Source organism: Krasilnikovia sp. M28-CT-15, from assembly GCF_047159595.1.
Lineage (GTDB): Bacteria > Actinomycetota > Actinomycetes > Mycobacteriales > Micromonosporaceae > Actinoplanes.
Genome location: NZ_BAAGAK010000001.1, coordinates 3,698,680 through 3,715,712 on the forward strand (window position 1 = coordinate 3,698,680; position 17,033 = coordinate 3,715,712).

The window sequence follows — 17,033 nt, forward strand, 5'->3', positions numbered from 1 at the left end:
ACGGTCGAGCACAGGAAAGGTCTCATGGAGACGCTCGAGTTCCAGGCCGAAGCCCGCCAGCTGCTGCAGTTGATGGTCCACTCGATCTACTCGAACAAGGACATATTCCTGCGCGAGTTGATCTCGAACGCGTCCGACGCGCTCGACAAGCTACGCCACGCGGCGCTCGTGGACGGCCTCGAGGCCGACACCTCGGACCTGCACATCGAGCTGGTCGTCGACACCGACGCGCGGACCCTCACGGTGCGCGACAACGGCATCGGCATGACCCGCGAGGAGGTCGTCCAGCTCATCGGCACGATCGCCAAGTCGGGCACCGCGGAGCTGCTGCGCAAGCTCAAGGAGAGCGGCGCCGACTCGCGGGAGCTGATCGGCCAGTTCGGTGTGGGGTTCTACTCGACGTTCATGGTCGCCGACAAGGTCACGCTGCTCACCCGCAAGGCCGGCACCCACGACGCCACGAAGTGGGAGTCCGACGGCGCGGGCACGTACACGATCGACACCGTGGTCGGCGCCGAGGTCGGCACGTCGGTGACCCTGCACCTGCGCCCCGCCGACGAGCAGGACGCACTGTACGACTACACCGACGACTGGAAGATCCGCCAGATCGTCAAGCAGTACTCCGACTTCATCGCGTTCCCGATCAGGATGGGCGACAGCGTCCTGAACTCGATGAAGGCCCTTTGGGCGCGGCCGCGCGCCGAGGTCTCCGACGAGGAGTACAAGGAGTTCTACCGGCACGTCAGCCACGACTGGAACGATCCGCTCGAGATCATCCAGATGAAGGCCGAGGGCACCTTCGAGTACGAGGCCCTGTTGTTCATCCCGTCCCGGGCACCGTTCGACCTGTTCCAGCGCGACGGCCGCCGCGGCCTGCAGCTCTACGTCAAGCGGGTGTTCATCGCCGACGACAGCACCGAGCTGATGCCGGACTACCTGCGCTTCGTCAAGGGCGTGGTGGACGCGGCGGACCTGTCGCTGAACATCTCCCGCGAGATCCTGCAGCAGGACCGGCACATCCAGATGATCCGCCGCCGCCTGGTCAAGAAGGTCCTGTCCACGGTCAAGGACCTGATGACCAACGACGCGGAGAAGTACGCGACGTTCTGGGGCGAGTTCGGCCGGGCGGTCAAGGAGGGCCTGCTGGCCGACGACGACAACCAGCGCGCCATCCTCGACATCGCCTCGTTCGCCACCACCGGCGGCGACGAGCCGACCACCCTCGCCGACTACGTGGGCCGGATGAAGGAGGGCCAGGAGGCGATCTACTTCATGACCGGCGAGAGCCGGGCGCAGGTGGAGAACTCGCCGCACATGGAAGCGTTCCGGGCCCAGGGGTACGAGGTGCTGCTGCTCACCGACCCGGTCGACGAGATCTGGGTGGACCGGATCACCGAGTACGACGGTACGAAGCTGCAGTCCATCGCCCGCGGGGCCGTGGACCTGCCCAGTGACACCCCGGCCGAGCCGGAGAAGGAGCAGGAGCTCACGCCGCTGCTGACGTTCCTCACCGAGGCACTCGGCGAGCAGGTCAAGCAGGTACGCCTGACACATCGCCTGACCTCCTCGCCGGCCTGCCTGGTCAGCGACGCGGACGACATGACCCCCACGCTGGAGAAGATGTACCGGGCCATGGGCCAGCAGGTGCCCCCGGTGAAGCGGATCCTCGAACTCAACCCGGAGCACCCGCTGGTCACCGGCCTGGGCTCCGCGCTGGCCGACCGCGCCGACGACCCGGCCCTGAAGGAGACCGCCGAGCTGCTGTACGGCACGGCCCTGCTGGCCGAGGGCGGCGACCTGGCCGACCCGGCGCGCTTCGCCAAGCTGCTGGCGGACCGGCTCGCCCGCACGGTGTGACCACGGTCGCCGTGACGGCCGTCGCGACGGCGGCCGTCACGGCTACCCGTGAGTAGGGTTGGCGGCGTACCCCTCGATCCCTCAGGAGGCACGTTGTCCACCCGTTCCACAGAGGTCCGGCTGGCGGCCCGGCCGCACGGCTGGCCCACCGCGGAGACGTTCGAGTTCGCCGAGACCGAGATCCCGGATCCGGGCCCCGGCCAGGTACTGGTCCGCAACCTGCTGATGAGTGTCGACCCGTACATGCGGGGCCGGATGGACGACCGCGAGTCGTATGTGGCGCCGTTCGAGGTCGGCAAGGCGCTCGAAGGCGGCGCGGTCGGCGAGGTCGTCGCGTCCGGCGACGAGCGGATCAAGCCCGGCACGGTCGTGCTGCACGGCCTCGGCTGGCGTGACTACGCGCTGCTGGACGCTCGGCACGTCAACCCGGTCGACCCGTCGGTGGCGCCGCTCGGCGCGTACCTCGGGGTGCTGGGCATGCCGGGGCTGACCGCGTACGCGGGGCTGTTCGAGACCGCCGAGTTCAAGCCCGGCGACGTCGTCTTCGTCTCCAGCGCGGCCGGGGCGGTCGGGCAGGTCGTCGGCCAGCTCGCGAAGCTCAAGGGCGCCGGCCGGGTCATCGGCAGCGCCGGTTCCGCCGCCAAGGTGGCGTACCTGACCGACGAGCTGGGCTTCGACGCCGGGTTCGACTACCACGACGGGCCGGTGCGGGACCTGCTGGGCGCCGCCGCGCCCGACGGCATCGACGTCTACTTCGACAACGTGGGCGGCGAGCACCTGGAGGCCGCGATCGGCGCGATGCGCGTGCACGGCCGGATCACGATCTGCGGCATGATCAGCGTCTACAACGCCACCGCGCCGACCCCCGCGCCGCGCAACCTGCCGATGATGATCAGCAAGCGGCTCACGATGCGGGGCATGCTGGTCCGCGACCACGCGAAGCTGCAGGGCCGGTTCCTCGCCGAGGTCGCCCCGCTGCTGGCCGACGGCAGCCTGCGTAACCGGGAAACCGTGCACGAGGGCCTGGCACAGGCGCCGGAGGCGTTCCTCGCGATGCTGCGCGGCGACGGTGTCGGCAAGCACCTGATCCGCATCGCCTCCTGACCGCGCGACCAGCGAAGAAGCCTGAGAGCGGCCTCCGGCGTCGTGCCGGGGGCCGTCAGCGCGGGTACGCGGTGAGGTGCAGCGCCGCGAGGCGCGGATCAGCGAGCCAGGCGCGGGGACCGGCGTGGGCCACGCGGACCGCGGCCACGGCGACCGCGTACCGCAACGCGGCGGGCAGATCCGTCGGACCTGCGCCGCCGGGCTTGATCTGGTCGGCGTCGCGCCACGAGCGGGCCACCGCGACCGCGAGCGCGCCGTGGAACACGTCGCCCGCTCCCGCGGTGTCCACCGACGTGACCGGCGGCACGGGCACCTCGCCCGCGGCGCCGGGGGAGAACCAGCGCACCGGATCGGGTCCGGCGGTGACGGCCACGTGCCGCGCCCCGAGGTCACGGATCGCGGCGGGGCCGGGCAGATCCGGGTGGCGAAACGTCGCCGAGCACGCCACCACCTCGGCGTGCGGCAGGATCTCGGCGAACACGGGACGCCAGCTGCCCGCGTCCACGACCAGCGGGCGCCCGGCGCGGGCCGCCGCGGTGGCCAGCACCGGGTGATGGCCGTCGACCAGCACCGCGTCCGCGCCCGACAGCACCCCGGTCAGCGCCGCGGGCGCGGGTGCGGCCAGCCCGCCCGCGTTGCGGCTGACGATGCTGCGCTGGCCGGTGGACGCCAGCACGGTCACCGCGGAGACCGGGGGAGCGACACGGGCGGTGGGGGTCGCGTCGAGCAGGCTCACCCCGTACATGGAGAGGTCGGCGCGGATGACCGCCGCCAGCGGATGCGCCCCTACGGCCGTGACCAGGGTGACCTCGGCGCCGAGCGCGGCCGCAGCGACCGCGGCGTTGGTGGCCGGGCCACCGGCCGCCAGCTCGGCGGACCCGGCCTCCACCTTCTCGTCGGCACTGGGTATCCGGTCAACCCGCTGAATCAGGTCGACCGTGGCCAGACCGACACAGACCAGGCGTACGGTCACGAAGCGAGGTCGGAGACAAACGTGCCGACCCCCCGCGCGAGGTCCGCGGCGGTGTTGCCGATCCCCTGCGCGATGTCCGCCGCGGGACCGGGGTGCTTCCCGATGTAGAACACCAGCAGTATGGCCAGGATCCAGCCGATGAGCTTTTTCATCGCCAAACGCTTCCTTCCGAGGTCGCGCCGGTGGTCCTCAGTTGATCGTCACACGAAAACCCGGCTGATGCGGGGTACCTCGGGAGGCTGCCGGATCGGCTACGGCGTGGATTTGGCGTCGAGGACGCCGAGCCGGTCCGGATCGATCTGAGCGGGTCTGAACCAGCGGGCCCGGAAGGCCGGGACCTTCCGGGCCCGGGACGGTCAGCCCTCGGTCCGGCCGTTCTGGGTGTCGCGCCAGGCGAGCCAGGAGCGCAGCGGGCCGAGGTCCGGGTCCGGGCCGCCGACCCCGACGGTGAACAGGGACACGCCCAGCTCACGCAGCCGCCCGCCCAGCTCGGCGGGGTTGCCGCGGACACCCGTGGACAGTTCGATCTCCGCCGGGTCCCGGCCCACTTCCGCGCAGTGCCGGTTCAGGATCTCGACCTTGCGGGCCACGGTGTCCGGGTCGCCGAAGCCGTGCCAGATGTCCGCGTGCTTGGCCACCAGCCGCAGCGTCTTGCGTTCGCCGCCGCCGCCGATCAGCACCGGGATCTTGCGGGTGGGCGGCGGGTTCAGCCTGCCCAGCCGGGACTCGATGCGCGGCAGCGCGGCGGCCAGATCGTCCAGGCGTCCGCCCGCCGTGCCGAACTCGTACCCGTACTCCTGGTAGTCCTTCTCGAACCAACCGGAGCCGATGCCGAGGATGAGCCGTCCGTCGCTGATGTGGTCGACCGTGCGGGCCATGTCGGCCAGCAGTTCCGGGTTCCGGTAACTGTTGCAGGTGACCAGCGCGCCGATCTCCACCCGGGAGGTCGCCTCGGCCCACGCGCCCAACATCGTCCAGCACTCGAAATGCAGCCCTACGGGGTCACCCGAAAGGGGGTAGAAGTGGTCCCAGTTGAAGATGACATCGACGCCGAGGTCCTCGGCCTCCGCCGCGGTGCGGCGGATCGTCTTGTAGTCCAGATGCTGCGGCTGAAGCTGCAGTGCGATCCGCACCGGTCGATCGATCATGGGGCTCAGCGTAGTGCCGGACCGCCATGATGTGATTCAACCCTCCGAGCACAGGCAGGTTCTCTTCAGGTACGGCCCGGACAATGGGCTCCATGCGACGACGGAATCTGCTGCTCGGGGTGCTGGGTGCTGCCACCGGAGCGGGCGGAATGTCCGCCTGCTCGACCGGGGGCTCGCCCGCAGGCTCCGGCACGGTCGCGCCGACCGCCACCCCCGGCAGCCCACCGCCGGTGCCGTCGTCGGCCGCGCCGATCCTGGCCTCGACCACAGCGTCGTCCCTGGCGCCGCGCGAGGTCACGCCGTACACGCCGCCGTCGGGCAGTGCGCCCGCCCAGGCGTACGCGGTGGGGCGGCGTGACATGACGTTCACCCGTGGCGACCGGCCGCTGCCGACCCGGGTGTGGTACCCGGCCACGGGCCTGCCGGGCGTCCCCGATCCGGTGGTCGACGCCGAGCCCGCCGCGGGCCGGCTGTTCCCGCTGGTGCTGTTCAGCCACGGCCTGACCGCCACCCCGGAGAGTTACGCCGACATCCTGTCCCGCTGGGCGCAGGCCGGGTTCGTGGTCGCCGCGCCCGCCTACCCGCACACCTCGTACGGGGTGCGGGACTTCCAGCCCTCCGACATCGTCAACCAGCCCGAGGACGCGTCCTACGTGCTGGACCAGCTGCTGGGCATGGGTGATCCGCTCCGCGCGATCATCGACCCGGCCCGGCTCGGCGCGGCCGGGCACTCGGGCGGGGGCATCACGACGGTGGGGCTGTTCAGCGCGGTCCGCGATGCCCGGCTGAAGGCGGGGGTCGTATTCGCGGGTACGGACTTCCGGGGCCTGCCGTTCGCCGGTCCGCCCGCCGCGATGCTGTACGTGCACGGCCGCCGCGACAAGACGGTGGCCTGGCAGGCCGGGCACACCGTGTTCGAGGCGACCCCGTGGTCGCGGGCGATGCTGTCGATCACCGAGGGCGGTCACGTCACGGAGCCGGGCGACCTGGCGCCGACCGCCGGAACGACCACGGAGTTCCTGCGCTGGGCGCTGTACGGCGACACCACCGCCCGGGACCGCATCCCCGCGGCCGCCGCCCTCCAGGGCGTCGCGACCCTGGAGAACCAGCTCTAGCGGCCGAAACCTCCGGCCGATCCGGGCCGGGTGGTGCTGTCACGGACCACCAGCTCGGTGGCCAGCTCGACCCGCGGGGTGTCGATCGGCTGGCCCTGAGCCAGCCGCAGTGCGGTACGGGCGGCCAGCGCCCCCATCTCGGGCAGCGGCTGGCGGACCGTGGTCATCGGCGGCGAGGCCCAGCGCGACTCGGGCAGGTCGTCGAAGCCGACGACGCTGAGGTCGTCGGGCACCCGCAGGCCCCGGCGGCGGGCGGCCTCATACACCCCGAGGGCCATGGTGTCGCTGGACGCGAAGATCGCGGTGGGTGGTTTCGGCAGGTCGAGCAGTGCGACGCCGCCAGCGAAGCCCGATTCGTACCGGAAGTCGCCCGGCCGCACGAGCGCGTCCTCGAGGTCGCCGCCGGCCGCCTCCACCGCTGCGCGGTAGCCGTCCAGCCGGGCCCGGCTGCACAGCAGGTGCCGTGGCCCGGCGACCAGGCCGATCCGGCGGTGCCCGAGGGAGGTCAGGTGCTCGGTGGCGCTGCGGCCCCCGGCCCAGTTGGTGGCTCCGATGGTGGGCACCTCGAGGTCCGCGCCGCCGGCCGGGTCGACGACCACCACCGGGATGTTGAGCCGGTGCAGTTCGGCGTGGACCGTGCCGGTGAGCTCGGAGGTCACGAAGATGACCCCGTCGCAGGCGCGGGCGCGCAGGTTCTGCAGCCACTGCCGGGTGGCGGCCGAGCGCCGGTGCACCGCGGAGACGACCGTGCCCACCCCGGCGGCCTGCGCCACGTCCTCGACGCCACGGATCAGTTCGAGTGCCCACGGGCTGTCCAGGTCGTTGAAGACCAGGTCGATGAGCCCGGCCTTGCCGGTCTGCTGCCGGGACGCCCGGCGCCGGTAGCCGTGCTGTTTGAGTAGCCGCTCCACCAGTTCGCGGGTGTGCGGGGCCACGTCGGTGCGTCCGTTGAGCACCCGCGACACCGTCGGCACGGAGACTCCGGCCTCGCGCGCGATCGCGGCGATGGTCACGCGCTTCCCGTCGCTGGTCACGGGTGCCTCCGGCGGAACTTCCGGGATCGAATCCCGGAAGTATTCCATACCCGGTCGGGCCATCCGTCCGGCAATACCACCTCCTGGGCCGGGATGGGCTCGGCCGTCCGGATTACCCCCGGACGGGTGGTCTGCGCGCCCGGCCCACCGTGCCGCGCGATCGCGGTACCAGCGCTCGCGTCCTCGGGAGGCGAGCGCCGTTAGTCCCCGATGTGCGCAGTAACCGAATCAGACTGAAATCATCAGCGCGCCGGATACTGGTCGGCGCGGTTTCGCTCGGCCTCATGGCGGCCGGCAGCGTGGCCATCGCGGCGGTCGTGGACAGCACCCCGTCCGCGTCGCCCAGTTTCAACGGCTCCGTCTTCGCGATCGCCTACCGCGGCGACACCGTGTACGTGGGCGGCGCGTTCACCAAGGCCGTCGTGGCCGGCAAGAGCATCCCCCGGAACCGGCTCGCCGCCTTCGACGGGCGTACCGGGGCGCTGCTGCCGTGGAACCCGGGCGCCGACAGCACCGTCCGCGCGCTCGTGACCGACGGCACGATCATGTACGCCGCCGGGGACTTCGGTGTCATCGGCGGCCAGAACCGCGACTCGCTGGCCGGGCTGGACCCGACGACCGGCGTCCCCACCGCCCTCAAACACGGCATCCTCGGCCAGCCCAACGCGTTGGCGGTCGCCGGTGGACGGCTCTACCTGGGCGGCCGGATCACCGGGGTGGACGGCGTGGCCCGGACCAACCTGGCCGCGTTCAACACCACCACGGGTGCCCTGGACACCGGGTGGGTGCCGACCACGGACGACACCGTCAACGCGCTCGTGGTCGCGAACAACAAGGTCTACGTCGGCGGGCGTTTCCACCGCGCCAGCAACGTCCCCTCCACCCTGCGGCTGGCCGCCGTGGACCCGGTGACCGGCGTGGTGGACGCGACGTTCAAGCCCAAGCCCATCTCGCAGGTGTTCGCGCTCGCCACCGACGCCACCGGCCTGTACGCGGCGCTCGGCGGCAAGGGCGGGCGCGCCCTCGCGTACACGTTCGCGGGCGCGACGCGATGGACCCGGGTCTTCGACGGCGACATCCAGGCGATCACCGTGTTCGGTGACACGGCGTACGTGGGCGGGCACTTCGACAACGCCTGCACCACCGGGAACAACGGCGCCCAGGGCATCTGCACCGACGGTTCGATTCCGCGGGTCAAGCTGGCCGCGATCGACGCCCAGGGCAATCTGCTGCCGTGGGCACCACAGGCCAACGGCGTCGTCGGTGTCCGGGTCATGACCAGCTCCGCGGGGCTGGGCGTCATCTCGGTCGGCGGCGACTTCACGCTGGTCAACGGCATCACCCAGAAGCGGTACGCCGCGTTCACCGATCCCACGTCGCGCTCGGCGGGGCCGCCCCCGCCGGCGTCGCCGTTCGTCGCGTCGTACAACTTCGACTCGACGATCACCGATGGCACGTTCGACGACGGGTCCGGCCACGGTCACCTGCTCAAGGCGTTCGCGGCCAACGGGGCTCAGGCCACCCTGGTCCCGCACGGCACCGGCCAGGCCGTGCTGTTCCCGCCGAAGTGCGCTGTCGCGGCGACCTGCCCGCGGCTGAACCTGCAGGCCGCGGACACCGCGGACCTGAATCCGGGTACGCGGGACCTGCGCTTCGGGGCGGCCGTGCGGCTGTCCGCCGCCGAGACCTCCGCCGGGGAGAACATCGTGCAGAAGGGCTACTCGACCTCGGGCGGGCAGTACAAGCTGCAGGTCGACGGCGCCTCCGGCCGGCCCAGCTGCGTCATGAGCGACCAGGCCTCGCCCACTCTGTTCGTGGCCAAGAGCGCGACGTCCATCTCGGACGGTGGCTGGCACACCCTGGAATGCCGTCGCGCCGGCACCTCGCTGACCATCCGGGTCGACGACGTGCAGCGCGGGGCCGCCACCATCCCGATCACCCTGTCGGTGGTCTCCACCCAGCCGCTGCGGATGGGTGGCAAGGGACTGGCGGTCAACAACGACCAGTACCACGGGTATCTCGACGACGTCTGGCTCAGCATCGGCTGAGTGACGCGCAGGGCCCCGGCGGCCGTGGGGGACGGTCGCCGGCCGCCGGGGCGGAGAGACGCGCGCCGCGTCGATGGTCGCGGCGCGCGCCGGTCTACCTACCCGGCGTACGCCGCGGTCGCGGGGGAGTGGACACGGGGGACTCCTTCGGCACCGCCGCGAGGGGGATGGCGGATCGACGACAATCGTTCAGCGAATGTCATTAAAACGCAACACCAGGACGTCCATGTGAAACAACATGAGCGGCGCTCGGGTCGGCGGCCGGTTCAGTCCAGGTTGTGCCGGGCCGTCGCGGGTGGCCGCAGGCCCAGCATCGCCTCGGTCATCCGGACCGCGTGCACCGCTGCGGGCACGTCGTGCACCCGGACGATCCGGGCCCCTTGGGTCACGCAGAACACCACCGCCGCGACCGTGCCGACCAGCCGGTCGTGCTGCGCCGCGTCCAGCGTCTCGCCGATGAAGTCCTTGTTGCTCACCGCCGCCAGCACGGGCAAGCCGAGCGCCGTCAGCTCGCCCAGCCGCCGGGTCAGCTCCAGCGAGTGGTAGGTGTTCTTGTTCAGGTCATGACCCGGGTCGACGATGATCTGCTCCGGGCGCACCCCGCGATCCAGTGCCACCTGGACCCGGCGGCGCAGGAAATCGATCACCTCGGCGGTCACGTCGTCATATGACGGGCGCGGATACCGGGTCCGTGGCGCCGCCAGGCTGTGCGTGATCACCAGGGTCGCGTCCGTGCCCACGACCGCGTCCGCCATCGCGGGATCGCGCAGCCCCGAAGTGTCGTTGACGACCCCCGCCCCGGCCGCCACGACCGCGCGGGCCACCTCCGGGCGGAACGTGTCCACCGAGACCACCGCCAGCTCGCGGGCCGCCTCCACCACCGGCAGCACCCGTTCCAGCTCCTGCTCCGCGGTGACCTCCGGGCCCGGAGCGAAGGGCACCCCGCCCACGTCGATCCAGTCGGCCCCCGCGGCCGCCGCCACGCGCACCGCCTCGATCGCCCGGTCGAGGGCGAACGTGGCCCCCCGGTCGTGGAACGAGTCCGGGGTCCGGTTCACGATCGCCATCACGGCGACCCGGCGGGAGAAGTCGAAGTCGCGGCCGCCGATCACCCGCTGCGGGTGCGTCAGGTTCGGCCGCACGATGCCGCCAGAGGTCACGTCGGTCACGGCACGGCTCCCTGGCTGCGGTTCTGCGGCATCGCGAGACTAACAGCCGGTCCGTGCGCCCGGGGCCGGGACCGCAGGGCCGAGACCGGGCTGAGCGCCACGGCCACCCCGGCTGCGCGCCGCGGCTTCCGGGATCGATAGACACTGATTTAGTGTCCAACGGGTGATTGAGGGTGGTCTGGGGCCGGGGGACGTGCGCGGACCGGTCCGCTATCTGTGGTGGCTCGTGCGCCGCCAGCGCGCCCGGGTCGCGGCCGGGGTGGCGGTCGGCACCGCGTGGATGGTGGGGCTGACGCTGCCGCCGTACCTGTTGTCGCTGGCCGTGGACCGCGGCCTGCAGCCGCGCCGCCCGGCCGTGCTGGCCGGCTGGGCCGCGGCCCTGCTCGCGGCCGGAGTCGCCAACGCCGTCCTGGCCATCGTGCGGCACCGCACCGCGACGAAGATCCGGCTGGACGCGGGCCTGCGGACCGTACGCGAGGTGCTGGCGCACGCCACCCGGCTCGGCGCGGCCCTGCCCCGCCGGCTGCCGCCCGGCGAAGTCGTCACGCTGGGCATCGGCGACGTGTGGGTGCTCGGCCAGGCCCTGACGGTCACCGGCCCCGCAGTCGGAGCGCTGGTCGCGTACGTCGTGGTGGCGGTCCTGCTGGCCGGCATCTCGCCGCTGCTGGCCGTGGTCGTGCTGGCCGGAGCGCCGGCGCTGGCCGCGGCGGTCGGGCCGCTGCTCGGGCGGCTGCACCACGCCGACACGCGCTACCGCGACCGGCAGGGCGACCTCGCCGCCCGGCTCGTCGACGTCCTCGGGGGCCTGCGGATCCTCGGCGGACTCGGCGGCCAGCGGGCGACGGCGCGGCGGTACGGGCGCGACTCGCGGCTGCTGCGCGACGAGGGCTACCGCGTCGGCGCGATCACCAGCTGGATCCACGCCCTCGGCGCGGGCCTGCCCGCCCTGTTCCTCGCGGTGGTGACGTGGCTGGGTGCCCGCCTGGCCGCCCGCGGCGACATCACCCTCGGCGACCTGGTCGCCGTGTACGGGTACACCGCCGTGCTCGTCATCCCGGTGGCGTTCCTCATCGAGGGCGGCTCCGACATCAGCCGGGCCCTGGTCGCGGGCCGCCGTGTCGCGGACTTCCTGGCGCTGCGCCCCGAACGCGACGCGGCACCGGCCGTCCCCGCCCCCCGCGGCCCGGTCACCCTGCTCGACCCGGCCTCCGGCGTCACCGTCGCCGCCGGACGGATCACCGCGCTGGCCAGTGCGCGCCCCGCCGAGGCGGCCGCCGTGGTCGACCGCCTCGGCCGGTACGGGCCCACCGCGGCGTGCTGGTCCGGAGTGCGGCTGGACCGGATCGCCACCGCCGGGCTGCGCGAGCGCATCCTCGTTGCGGACAACGAGGCCGACCTGTTCGCCGGGTCGCTGACCGACGTCGTCGCCGGCCGCTTCGAGCCGGACCAGACCGCGCTGATGCGCGCCCTGGACGCCGCGCTCGCCCGCGACATCGCCGACGGACCCGCGGCGCGCGTGGAGGACCGCGGCCGCAACCTCTCCGGCGGCCAGCGGCAGCGGATCCGGCTCGCCCGGGCCCTGTACGCCGACCCCGAGGTGCTGCTGGCGGTCGAGCCGACGTCCGCGGTCGACGCGCACACCGAGGCGGCCATCGCCCGGCGGCTGGCCGCCGCCCGCGCGGGGCGTACCACGGTGCTGGCCACCACGTCGGCGGTGCTGCTGGACTCCGCGGACCTCGTGCACTTCCTGGTGGACGGCCGGGTGCTGGCCTCCGGTACCCACCGGGAACTGCTGGTGGCCGTGCCGGGCTACCGGGCCCTGGTCGCCCGCGACGCGGCCGGGCCGGTCCCCGCGCGACCCGGTCCGGCCAGCCGGTGAGCGCCCCGGCGGCGGTGGACGGCGGCGCGACGCGTCGTCGCCGTGCCACAGGCGGTGGCGCGGCCGACCAGGGTGCGGCGGGCGGCGGCACACCGGCGGGCGGCGGCACACCGGCGGGCGGCGGCCTGCCGGTGGCGGACGGCCGTCGGGCGGGACGCGCCATGGCGCGGCTGCTGTCCGTGGAGGCGCGAGCGGTCACCGGCATGGCCGGTCTCGCCGCCCTGGCCGCCGTCGCGGGGCTGGCCCCACCACGGCTGCTCGGGCACATCGTCGACGCGGTCGCCGCGGGCGGCGCCGCCGCGGTGCCCGAGGTGGACCGGCTGGCCCTGGCCATCGTGGCCGCCACCGCGGCACAGATCCTGCTGACCCGGTGGGCGCTGCTGGTCGCGTACCGCTTCGGCGAGCGGACCGCGGCCCGGGTCCGGGAGCGGTTTCTCGACCGGGCGCTGGCGCTGCCCGCCGCCACGATCGACCGGGTCCCCGCGGGCGACCTCGCCGCCCGCGGCACCGGCGACGTCGGCGCCGTCGCGGGCACCCTGCGCGACGCCGTACCCGAGGTGTTCGTCGCCGCCACCCAGGCGGTGTTCCTGTTCGGGGCGGTCCTGCTGGTCGCTCCGGTGCTGGGCGCGGCCGGGCTGCTCGCCCTCGGCGGGGCGGCGTGCGCGGCCCGCTGGTACCTGCGCCGGGCCCGGGCCGCCTACCTGGAGGAGGGCGCCGCCGCGTCCGCCCTCGCGGACGAACTGACGGCGACCGTCGCGGGCGCCCGGACCGTCGAGGCCCTCGGCCTGCAAGGCCGGCGGCTCGCCGCCGGTCGCGCCGCCGTCGAGCGGGTCCGGCGGGCCCGGCTGCACACGTTGTTCCTCCGCAGCGTGCTGTTCCCGGTCGTGGACGTGTCCTATGTGCTGCCCGTGGTGGCGGTGCTGCTGATCGGCGGCGCCCTGCACCGGCACGCCGCGCTCAGCCTGGGCGCGGTCACGGCGTGCGCGCTGTACCTGCGCCAGCTTGCCGCCCCGCTGGACACCATCCTGGTCTGGCTGGAGCGCCTGCAGGCCAGCGGGGCGTCGTTCGCCCGGGTCGAAGGGCTGGCGGCCGTGCCGTCCACCCCGGCACGCGGCACCGCGGCACCGTGCGGGGACCGGATCGAGATGACCGGCGTGTGCTACGCGTACGACGGGGGGCCGGACGTGCTGCGCGGCGTCGACCTCACCGTCCGGCCCGGGGAACGGCTCGCGGTCGTCGGCGTCTCCGGCGCCGGAAAGTCCACCCTCGTCCGGCTGCTGGCCGGGATGGACCGGCCGCGCACCGGCACGGTCACGGTCGGCGGCGTGCCCGTCGCCGACCTGCCCCCGCAGGTGCTGCGCCGTCAGGTCGTGCTCGTCACGCAGGAGCATCACGTGTTCCGCGACTCCCTGCGCGACAATCTCAGGCTGGCGGCACCCGGCGCCACGGACGCGGACCTGCACGCGGCGCTGGCCACGGTGGGAGTGGACTGGCTCGCCGAGCTCCCGGCCGGGCTGGGCACCGACCTCGGCCGGCACCCCCTGGACGGAGCGCGGGCCCAGCAGCTGGCGCTGGCCCGCGTAGTGTTGGCGGACCCGCACACCGTGCTGCTGGACGAGGCCACCGCACTGCTGGACCCCGGCACCGCGCGCAGCGCCGAACGGGCGCTGGGCGCCGTGCTGCGGGAACGCACCGTCGTCGCGGTCGCCCACCGGCTGCAGAGCGCCCACGACGCCGACCGGGTCGCCGTGCTCGACGCGGGACGGGTCGTGGAACTCGGCAGCCACGACGAACTGGTCGCGGCGGGCGGCAGGTACGCGGCCCTGTGGCACTCCTGGCACGGCGACGGCCAGCGCTGACCGCGGGCAACTTGGCGAATCCGCCCCGCCCGGTGGCCGTGTCGCCGATCTTTGAGGGTGACCCGCCTCTTTGAGGGTGACCCGCCGACCACCGGCGGAGACGGAGACCTCGTGATCCTCGCCCTGTGCGCACCCGGCGTCGGCGACCTCGCCACCGCCGTGCCCGCGCTGCGTGCCGTCCGGGCCGCGTTCGTGGCCCGGACCCTGGCGCTGGCCGCGCCCGCGTGGCTGGTCCCGCTCGCCGAGCTCGTCGGCGGCATCGACCGGGTGCTGCCCGCGGCGGGCCTGGCACCGAACCGGTGGACCACCCCAGGGCCCGAGGTCGCGGTCAACCTGCACGGCTGCGGGCCCGAGTCGCACCGGCTGCTGAGCGCGGTGCGGCCCGCGAAGCTGTGGGCGTTCGCCAACGCCGAGGCCGCCCACCTGGACGGTCCGGACTGGGACGAGGACGAGCACGAGACGCAGCGCTGGTGCCGGCTGCTGGGCTACTACGGGGTTGCGGCCGACGCGGCCGACCTCGCGCTGGCGGTACCGCAGACGCCCGCCCCGCACGGCGTCACGATCGTCCACCCCGGGGCGAAGGCGCCCGGGCGCCGGTGGCCGCCGGACCGCTTCGCGGCCGTGGCCCGGGTCCTGGCCACGTCCGGGCACCACGTGGTGGTCACCGGCTCGGCCGACGAGACCGACCTGTCGGTACGGGTGGCCCGCGGCGCCGGACTGCCCGCCGCGGCCGTACTCGCCGGGCGTACCGGGCTGGCGACGCTCGCCGCGCTGGTCGCGCATGCCCGCCTGGTGATCAGCGGGGACACCGGGATCGCGCACCTGGCCACGGCGTACCGCGTGCCGTCGGTGGTGCTGTTCGGCCCGGTGCCGCCGCGACGGTGGGGGCCACCGCCCGGACGGGCGTACCACCGGGCGATCTGGCACGGCGGCCTCGGGCAGCGTGGCGCCACCGGGCCCGCCGCGCACCCCGCGCTGCTGGCTGTGCGGCCGGAGGAGGTGCTGGCCGCGGCAGCCGAGGCCGAACATGCCCGGCACCCCTCGCGGCGCCGTGACGTCCACACCCCCGTCTGATGTGGACGTCGCGCGTCTGCGCCTCACCCGTCGGCGGGGCACGGCTCCGGCACGCCGGCGTCGGCCGAGGTGGTGGCGGGATTGTCGCTTCGCCGCTGAGGTGCCGAGGGCGACTCCCGGCGGCGCAGGTCGACCGCGACGGCCGCCGCGGCCAGCACCGGCACCGCCGCGACCGCGGGAATCCAGGCCAGGCCGAAACCACCGGCCAGCACCGCGCCGCCGAGGGCCGCGCCCAACGCCCCGGCCACCCCGGCGACCGAGATGTTCGCCGCCGCCGCGAGGCCCGCCGCCTGCGGCGCGACCCGCCCCATGAGCCACGTCTGCACCAGCGGCACGACCATGAACGCGGCCCCGCCCAGCACGATCAGCCCGGCCAGGGCCAGCGGGCGCACGCGCAGCAGCGCACCCTGGGCCAGCAGGATCACGGCCAGTGCCGCCACCGGAGCCGGCAGCACGCGGGCGATGCGCGCGGGTGGGACCCGCCCGGCCAGCAGGTTCCCGGCGACCGTGCCGAGGCCGTACCCGACCAGGGCCGCGCTGACCCAGCCGGGGCTGAACCCGGACACCGTGCGCAGCATCGGCGCCACGTAGGTGAACACCGCGACGAAGCCGGTCAACGCCAGCAACGTGATCGACAGGCCGCGCAGGACGGACGGGCGCAGCATGCTCCGTACGCTGTTGGCGACACTGCCGGTCCGCTCCACCGGGATCCGCGGGCAGACGATGAGGACGCCCAGCAGTCCCAGCCCGGCCAGGGCAGCGACCACCACGAAGGTCGCCTGCCATCCGTACGCCTGGCCGACCAGCGCACCCAGCGGCAGCCCGATCACGGTGGCCAGTGCGAATCCGCCGAACACCCGCGCCACCGCGGCGGTCTGCCGCGCTGCGGGCACCGCGGCCATGGCCACCTGGGAGGCGACGGCGAGGAACAGCGCCTGCGCCAGCGCCGAACCCAGCCGGGCGGCCAGCAGCACACCGTACGAGTGGGCGAGGGCGGACAGCGCCGCGGACCCGGCGGCGACCGCCATGGTGGCGGCCAGCAGCCCGCGCCGCGGCAGCCGTCGGGTCAGGACCGTCGCGACCGGTCCGCCGACCGTGACGACCAGCATGTACAGGGTCACCAGCTGGCCCGCTGCGGCGACCGACACGTGCAGGTCGGTGGCGATCTGTGGCAGCAGGCCGACCAGCACGAACTCCGCGGTGGCGACCGCGAACGAGCAGAGCACCAGGATATAGATGATCACGGCTCGACGCTAAAGTCTCACATCGGCGTTAGGGTCAAGCCATGCAGATCGGCGAGTTGAGCGCGCGGACCGGCGCCAGTGTGCGCATGCTGCGCTACTACGAGGAACAGGGCCTGCTGGAGCCCAGCCGTACGGCGGCCGGATACCGGGTCTACGCGGAGGCGGACGTGGACCGGGTCGCCCGGATCCGGTGCATGCTCTCCGCCGCGCTGCCCGCCGGTGTGGTCGGCACGGCACTGCGGTTCCTGCTCGACGGGCTGCCGGTCGTCCCGGGACCGCCCGCGGAGCGTCGCCGTCTGGCCGACACGCTGCAAGGCGAGCTGGACGCACTCACCGAGAAGATCACGGCGCTGGAGCAGAGCCGTGACCTGCTGGCCCGGATCGTCACCGACGTGCGCACCGCGGCGGTCGGGCCGCACGACCCGGGTGATCCCGGCGGCGCCGACGTGCGCCCCGCGGTGCGCAAGGCCGGACCGGCGGTCGGTGCCTCCGCGCGGCGGCGGGCCGGATGACCCGTCCGACCGCGCCC

At 73.9% G+C, this 17,033-nt stretch carries 14 protein-coding genes; 8 read left to right on the plus strand and 6 right to left on the minus strand.

The features are described from left to right. Positions 1–24: 24 nt before the first annotated feature. Positions 25–1,857 carry a molecular chaperone HtpG gene (gene htpG / locus ACMCNO_RS17060; RefSeq protein ID WP_412750431.1) on the plus strand — a complete coding sequence of 611 codons (1,833 nt, stop codon included), beginning with the start codon at positions 25–27 and terminating at the stop codon, positions 1,855–1,857. A 93-nt stretch (positions 1,858–1,950) separates the two neighbouring features. Beyond that, positions 1,951–2,961 carry an NADP-dependent oxidoreductase gene (locus ACMCNO_RS17065; RefSeq protein ID WP_412750432.1) on the plus strand — a complete coding sequence of 337 codons (1,011 nt, stop codon included), beginning with the start codon at positions 1,951–1,953 and terminating at the stop codon, positions 2,959–2,961. Positions 2,962–3,016: 55 nt separating this feature from the next. Here the strand turns inward: ACMCNO_RS17065 and ACMCNO_RS17070 are convergent, their stop codons facing one another. From ACMCNO_RS17070 to ACMCNO_RS17080, 3 genes are all read right to left on the minus strand, one after another. Next, a complete protein-coding gene (locus ACMCNO_RS17070; protein ID WP_412750433.1) occupies positions 3,017–3,934 on the minus strand; it encodes a PfkB family carbohydrate kinase in 918 nt (305 codons plus the stop codon). Next, a complete protein-coding gene (locus ACMCNO_RS17075; RefSeq protein WP_412750434.1) occupies positions 3,931–4,086 on the minus strand; it encodes a hypothetical protein in 156 nt (51 codons plus the stop codon). Before ACMCNO_RS17075 ends, ACMCNO_RS17070 begins: the two co-directional genes overlap by 4 nt. A 204-nt stretch (positions 4,087–4,290) precedes the next feature. Then, positions 4,291–5,082, minus strand: a complete 792-nt coding sequence (locus tag ACMCNO_RS17080; RefSeq protein ID WP_412750435.1) for an LLM class F420-dependent oxidoreductase — start codon at positions 5,080–5,082, stop codon at positions 4,291–4,293. Between the two features lie 92 nt (positions 5,083–5,174). On the opposite strand from ACMCNO_RS17080, the gene ACMCNO_RS17085 reads away from it, so the two are divergent. Continuing rightward, positions 5,175–6,197 carry an alpha/beta hydrolase family protein gene (locus ACMCNO_RS17085; RefSeq protein WP_412750436.1) on the plus strand — a complete coding sequence of 341 codons (1,023 nt, stop codon included), beginning with the start codon at positions 5,175–5,177 and terminating at the stop codon, positions 6,195–6,197. On the opposite strand, the gene ACMCNO_RS17090 is transcribed toward ACMCNO_RS17085, so the two are convergent. Continuing rightward, positions 6,194–7,231 (minus strand): LacI family DNA-binding transcriptional regulator, encoded by a 1,038-nt coding sequence (locus tag ACMCNO_RS17090; RefSeq protein WP_412750437.1) that lies wholly within the window; start codon positions 7,229–7,231, stop codon positions 6,194–6,196. The two genes, ACMCNO_RS17085 and ACMCNO_RS17090, sit on opposite strands and share 4 nt — an antisense overlap. 284 nt (positions 7,232–7,515) lie before the next feature. Here ACMCNO_RS17090 and ACMCNO_RS17095 point away from each other — a divergent pair, with 284 nt between their 5' ends. Next, entirely contained in the window at positions 7,516–9,279 is a 1,764-nt protein-coding gene (locus tag ACMCNO_RS17095; protein ID WP_412750438.1) for a LamG-like jellyroll fold domain-containing protein, read from the plus strand. Between the two features lie 266 nt (positions 9,280–9,545). On the opposite strand, the gene folP is transcribed toward ACMCNO_RS17095, so the two are convergent. Continuing rightward, positions 9,546–10,346: a dihydropteroate synthase gene (gene folP / locus ACMCNO_RS17100; protein ID WP_412753726.1), complete on the minus strand. Its 801-nt coding sequence runs from the start codon at positions 10,344–10,346 to the stop codon at positions 9,546–9,548. 382 nt (positions 10,347–10,728) lie between these two features. Here folP and ACMCNO_RS17105 point away from each other — a divergent pair, with 382 nt between their 5' ends. From ACMCNO_RS17105 to ACMCNO_RS17115, 3 genes are all read left to right on the plus strand, one after another. Next, on the plus strand, positions 10,729–12,327 hold the full coding sequence (locus ACMCNO_RS17105) for an ABC transporter transmembrane domain-containing protein (protein ID WP_412753727.1): 1,599 nt from the start codon (positions 10,729–10,731) through the stop codon (positions 12,325–12,327). 161 nt (positions 12,328–12,488) lie between these two features. Beyond that, positions 12,489–14,186, plus strand: coding sequence for an ABC transporter ATP-binding protein (locus ACMCNO_RS17110; RefSeq protein WP_412753728.1), 1,698 nt, complete (start codon positions 12,489–12,491; stop codon positions 14,184–14,186). Positions 14,187–14,297: 111 nt separating this feature from the next. Further along, positions 14,298–15,260 carry a glycosyltransferase family 9 protein gene (locus ACMCNO_RS17115; protein ID WP_412750439.1) on the plus strand — a complete coding sequence of 321 codons (963 nt, stop codon included), beginning with the start codon at positions 14,298–14,300 and terminating at the stop codon, positions 15,258–15,260. A gap of 23 nt (positions 15,261–15,283) precedes the next feature. Here ACMCNO_RS17115 and ACMCNO_RS17120 read toward each other — a convergent pair whose 3' ends face one another. Beyond that, a complete protein-coding gene (locus tag ACMCNO_RS17120; RefSeq protein WP_412750440.1) occupies positions 15,284–16,504 on the minus strand; it encodes an MFS transporter in 1,221 nt (406 codons plus the stop codon). A gap of 41 nt (positions 16,505–16,545) precedes the next feature. Between ACMCNO_RS17120 and ACMCNO_RS17125 the strand changes: the two genes are divergently transcribed. Then, complete coding sequence (locus tag ACMCNO_RS17125; protein WP_412750441.1) at positions 16,546–17,016, plus strand: MerR family transcriptional regulator; 471 nt, start codon at positions 16,546–16,548, stop codon at positions 17,014–17,016. The last annotated feature ends 17 nt before the right edge of the window (positions 17,017–17,033 follow it).

Bases quoted from the DNA above. Each gene is read 5' to 3' on its own strand.
- htpG (WP_412750431.1), top strand. From the start codon at position 25: ATGGAGACGCTCGAGTTCCAGGCCGAAGCCCGCCAGCTGCTGCAGTTG.
- ACMCNO_RS17075 (WP_412750434.1), bottom strand. From the start codon at position 4,086: ATGAAAAAGCTCATCGGCTGGATCCTGGCCATACTGCTGGTGTTCTAC.
- ACMCNO_RS17080 (WP_412750435.1), bottom strand. From the start codon at position 5,082: ATGATCGATCGACCGGTGCGGATCGCACTGCAGCTTCAGCCGCAGCAT.
- ACMCNO_RS17085 (WP_412750436.1), top strand. From the start codon at position 5,175: ATGCGACGACGGAATCTGCTGCTCGGGGTGCTGGGTGCTGCCACCGGA.
- ACMCNO_RS17095 (WP_412750438.1), top strand. From the start codon at position 7,516: ATGGCGGCCGGCAGCGTGGCCATCGCGGCGGTCGTGGACAGCACCCCG.
- folP (WP_412753726.1), bottom strand. From the start codon at position 10,346: ATGGCGATCGTGAACCGGACCCCGGACTCGTTCCACGACCGGGGGGCC.
- ACMCNO_RS17105 (WP_412753727.1), top strand. From the start codon at position 10,729: ATGGTGGGGCTGACGCTGCCGCCGTACCTGTTGTCGCTGGCCGTGGAC.
- ACMCNO_RS17110 (WP_412753728.1), top strand. From the start codon at position 12,489: ATGGCGCGGCTGCTGTCCGTGGAGGCGCGAGCGGTCACCGGCATGGCC.
- ACMCNO_RS17125 (WP_412750441.1), top strand. From the start codon at position 16,546: ATGCAGATCGGCGAGTTGAGCGCGCGGACCGGCGCCAGTGTGCGCATG.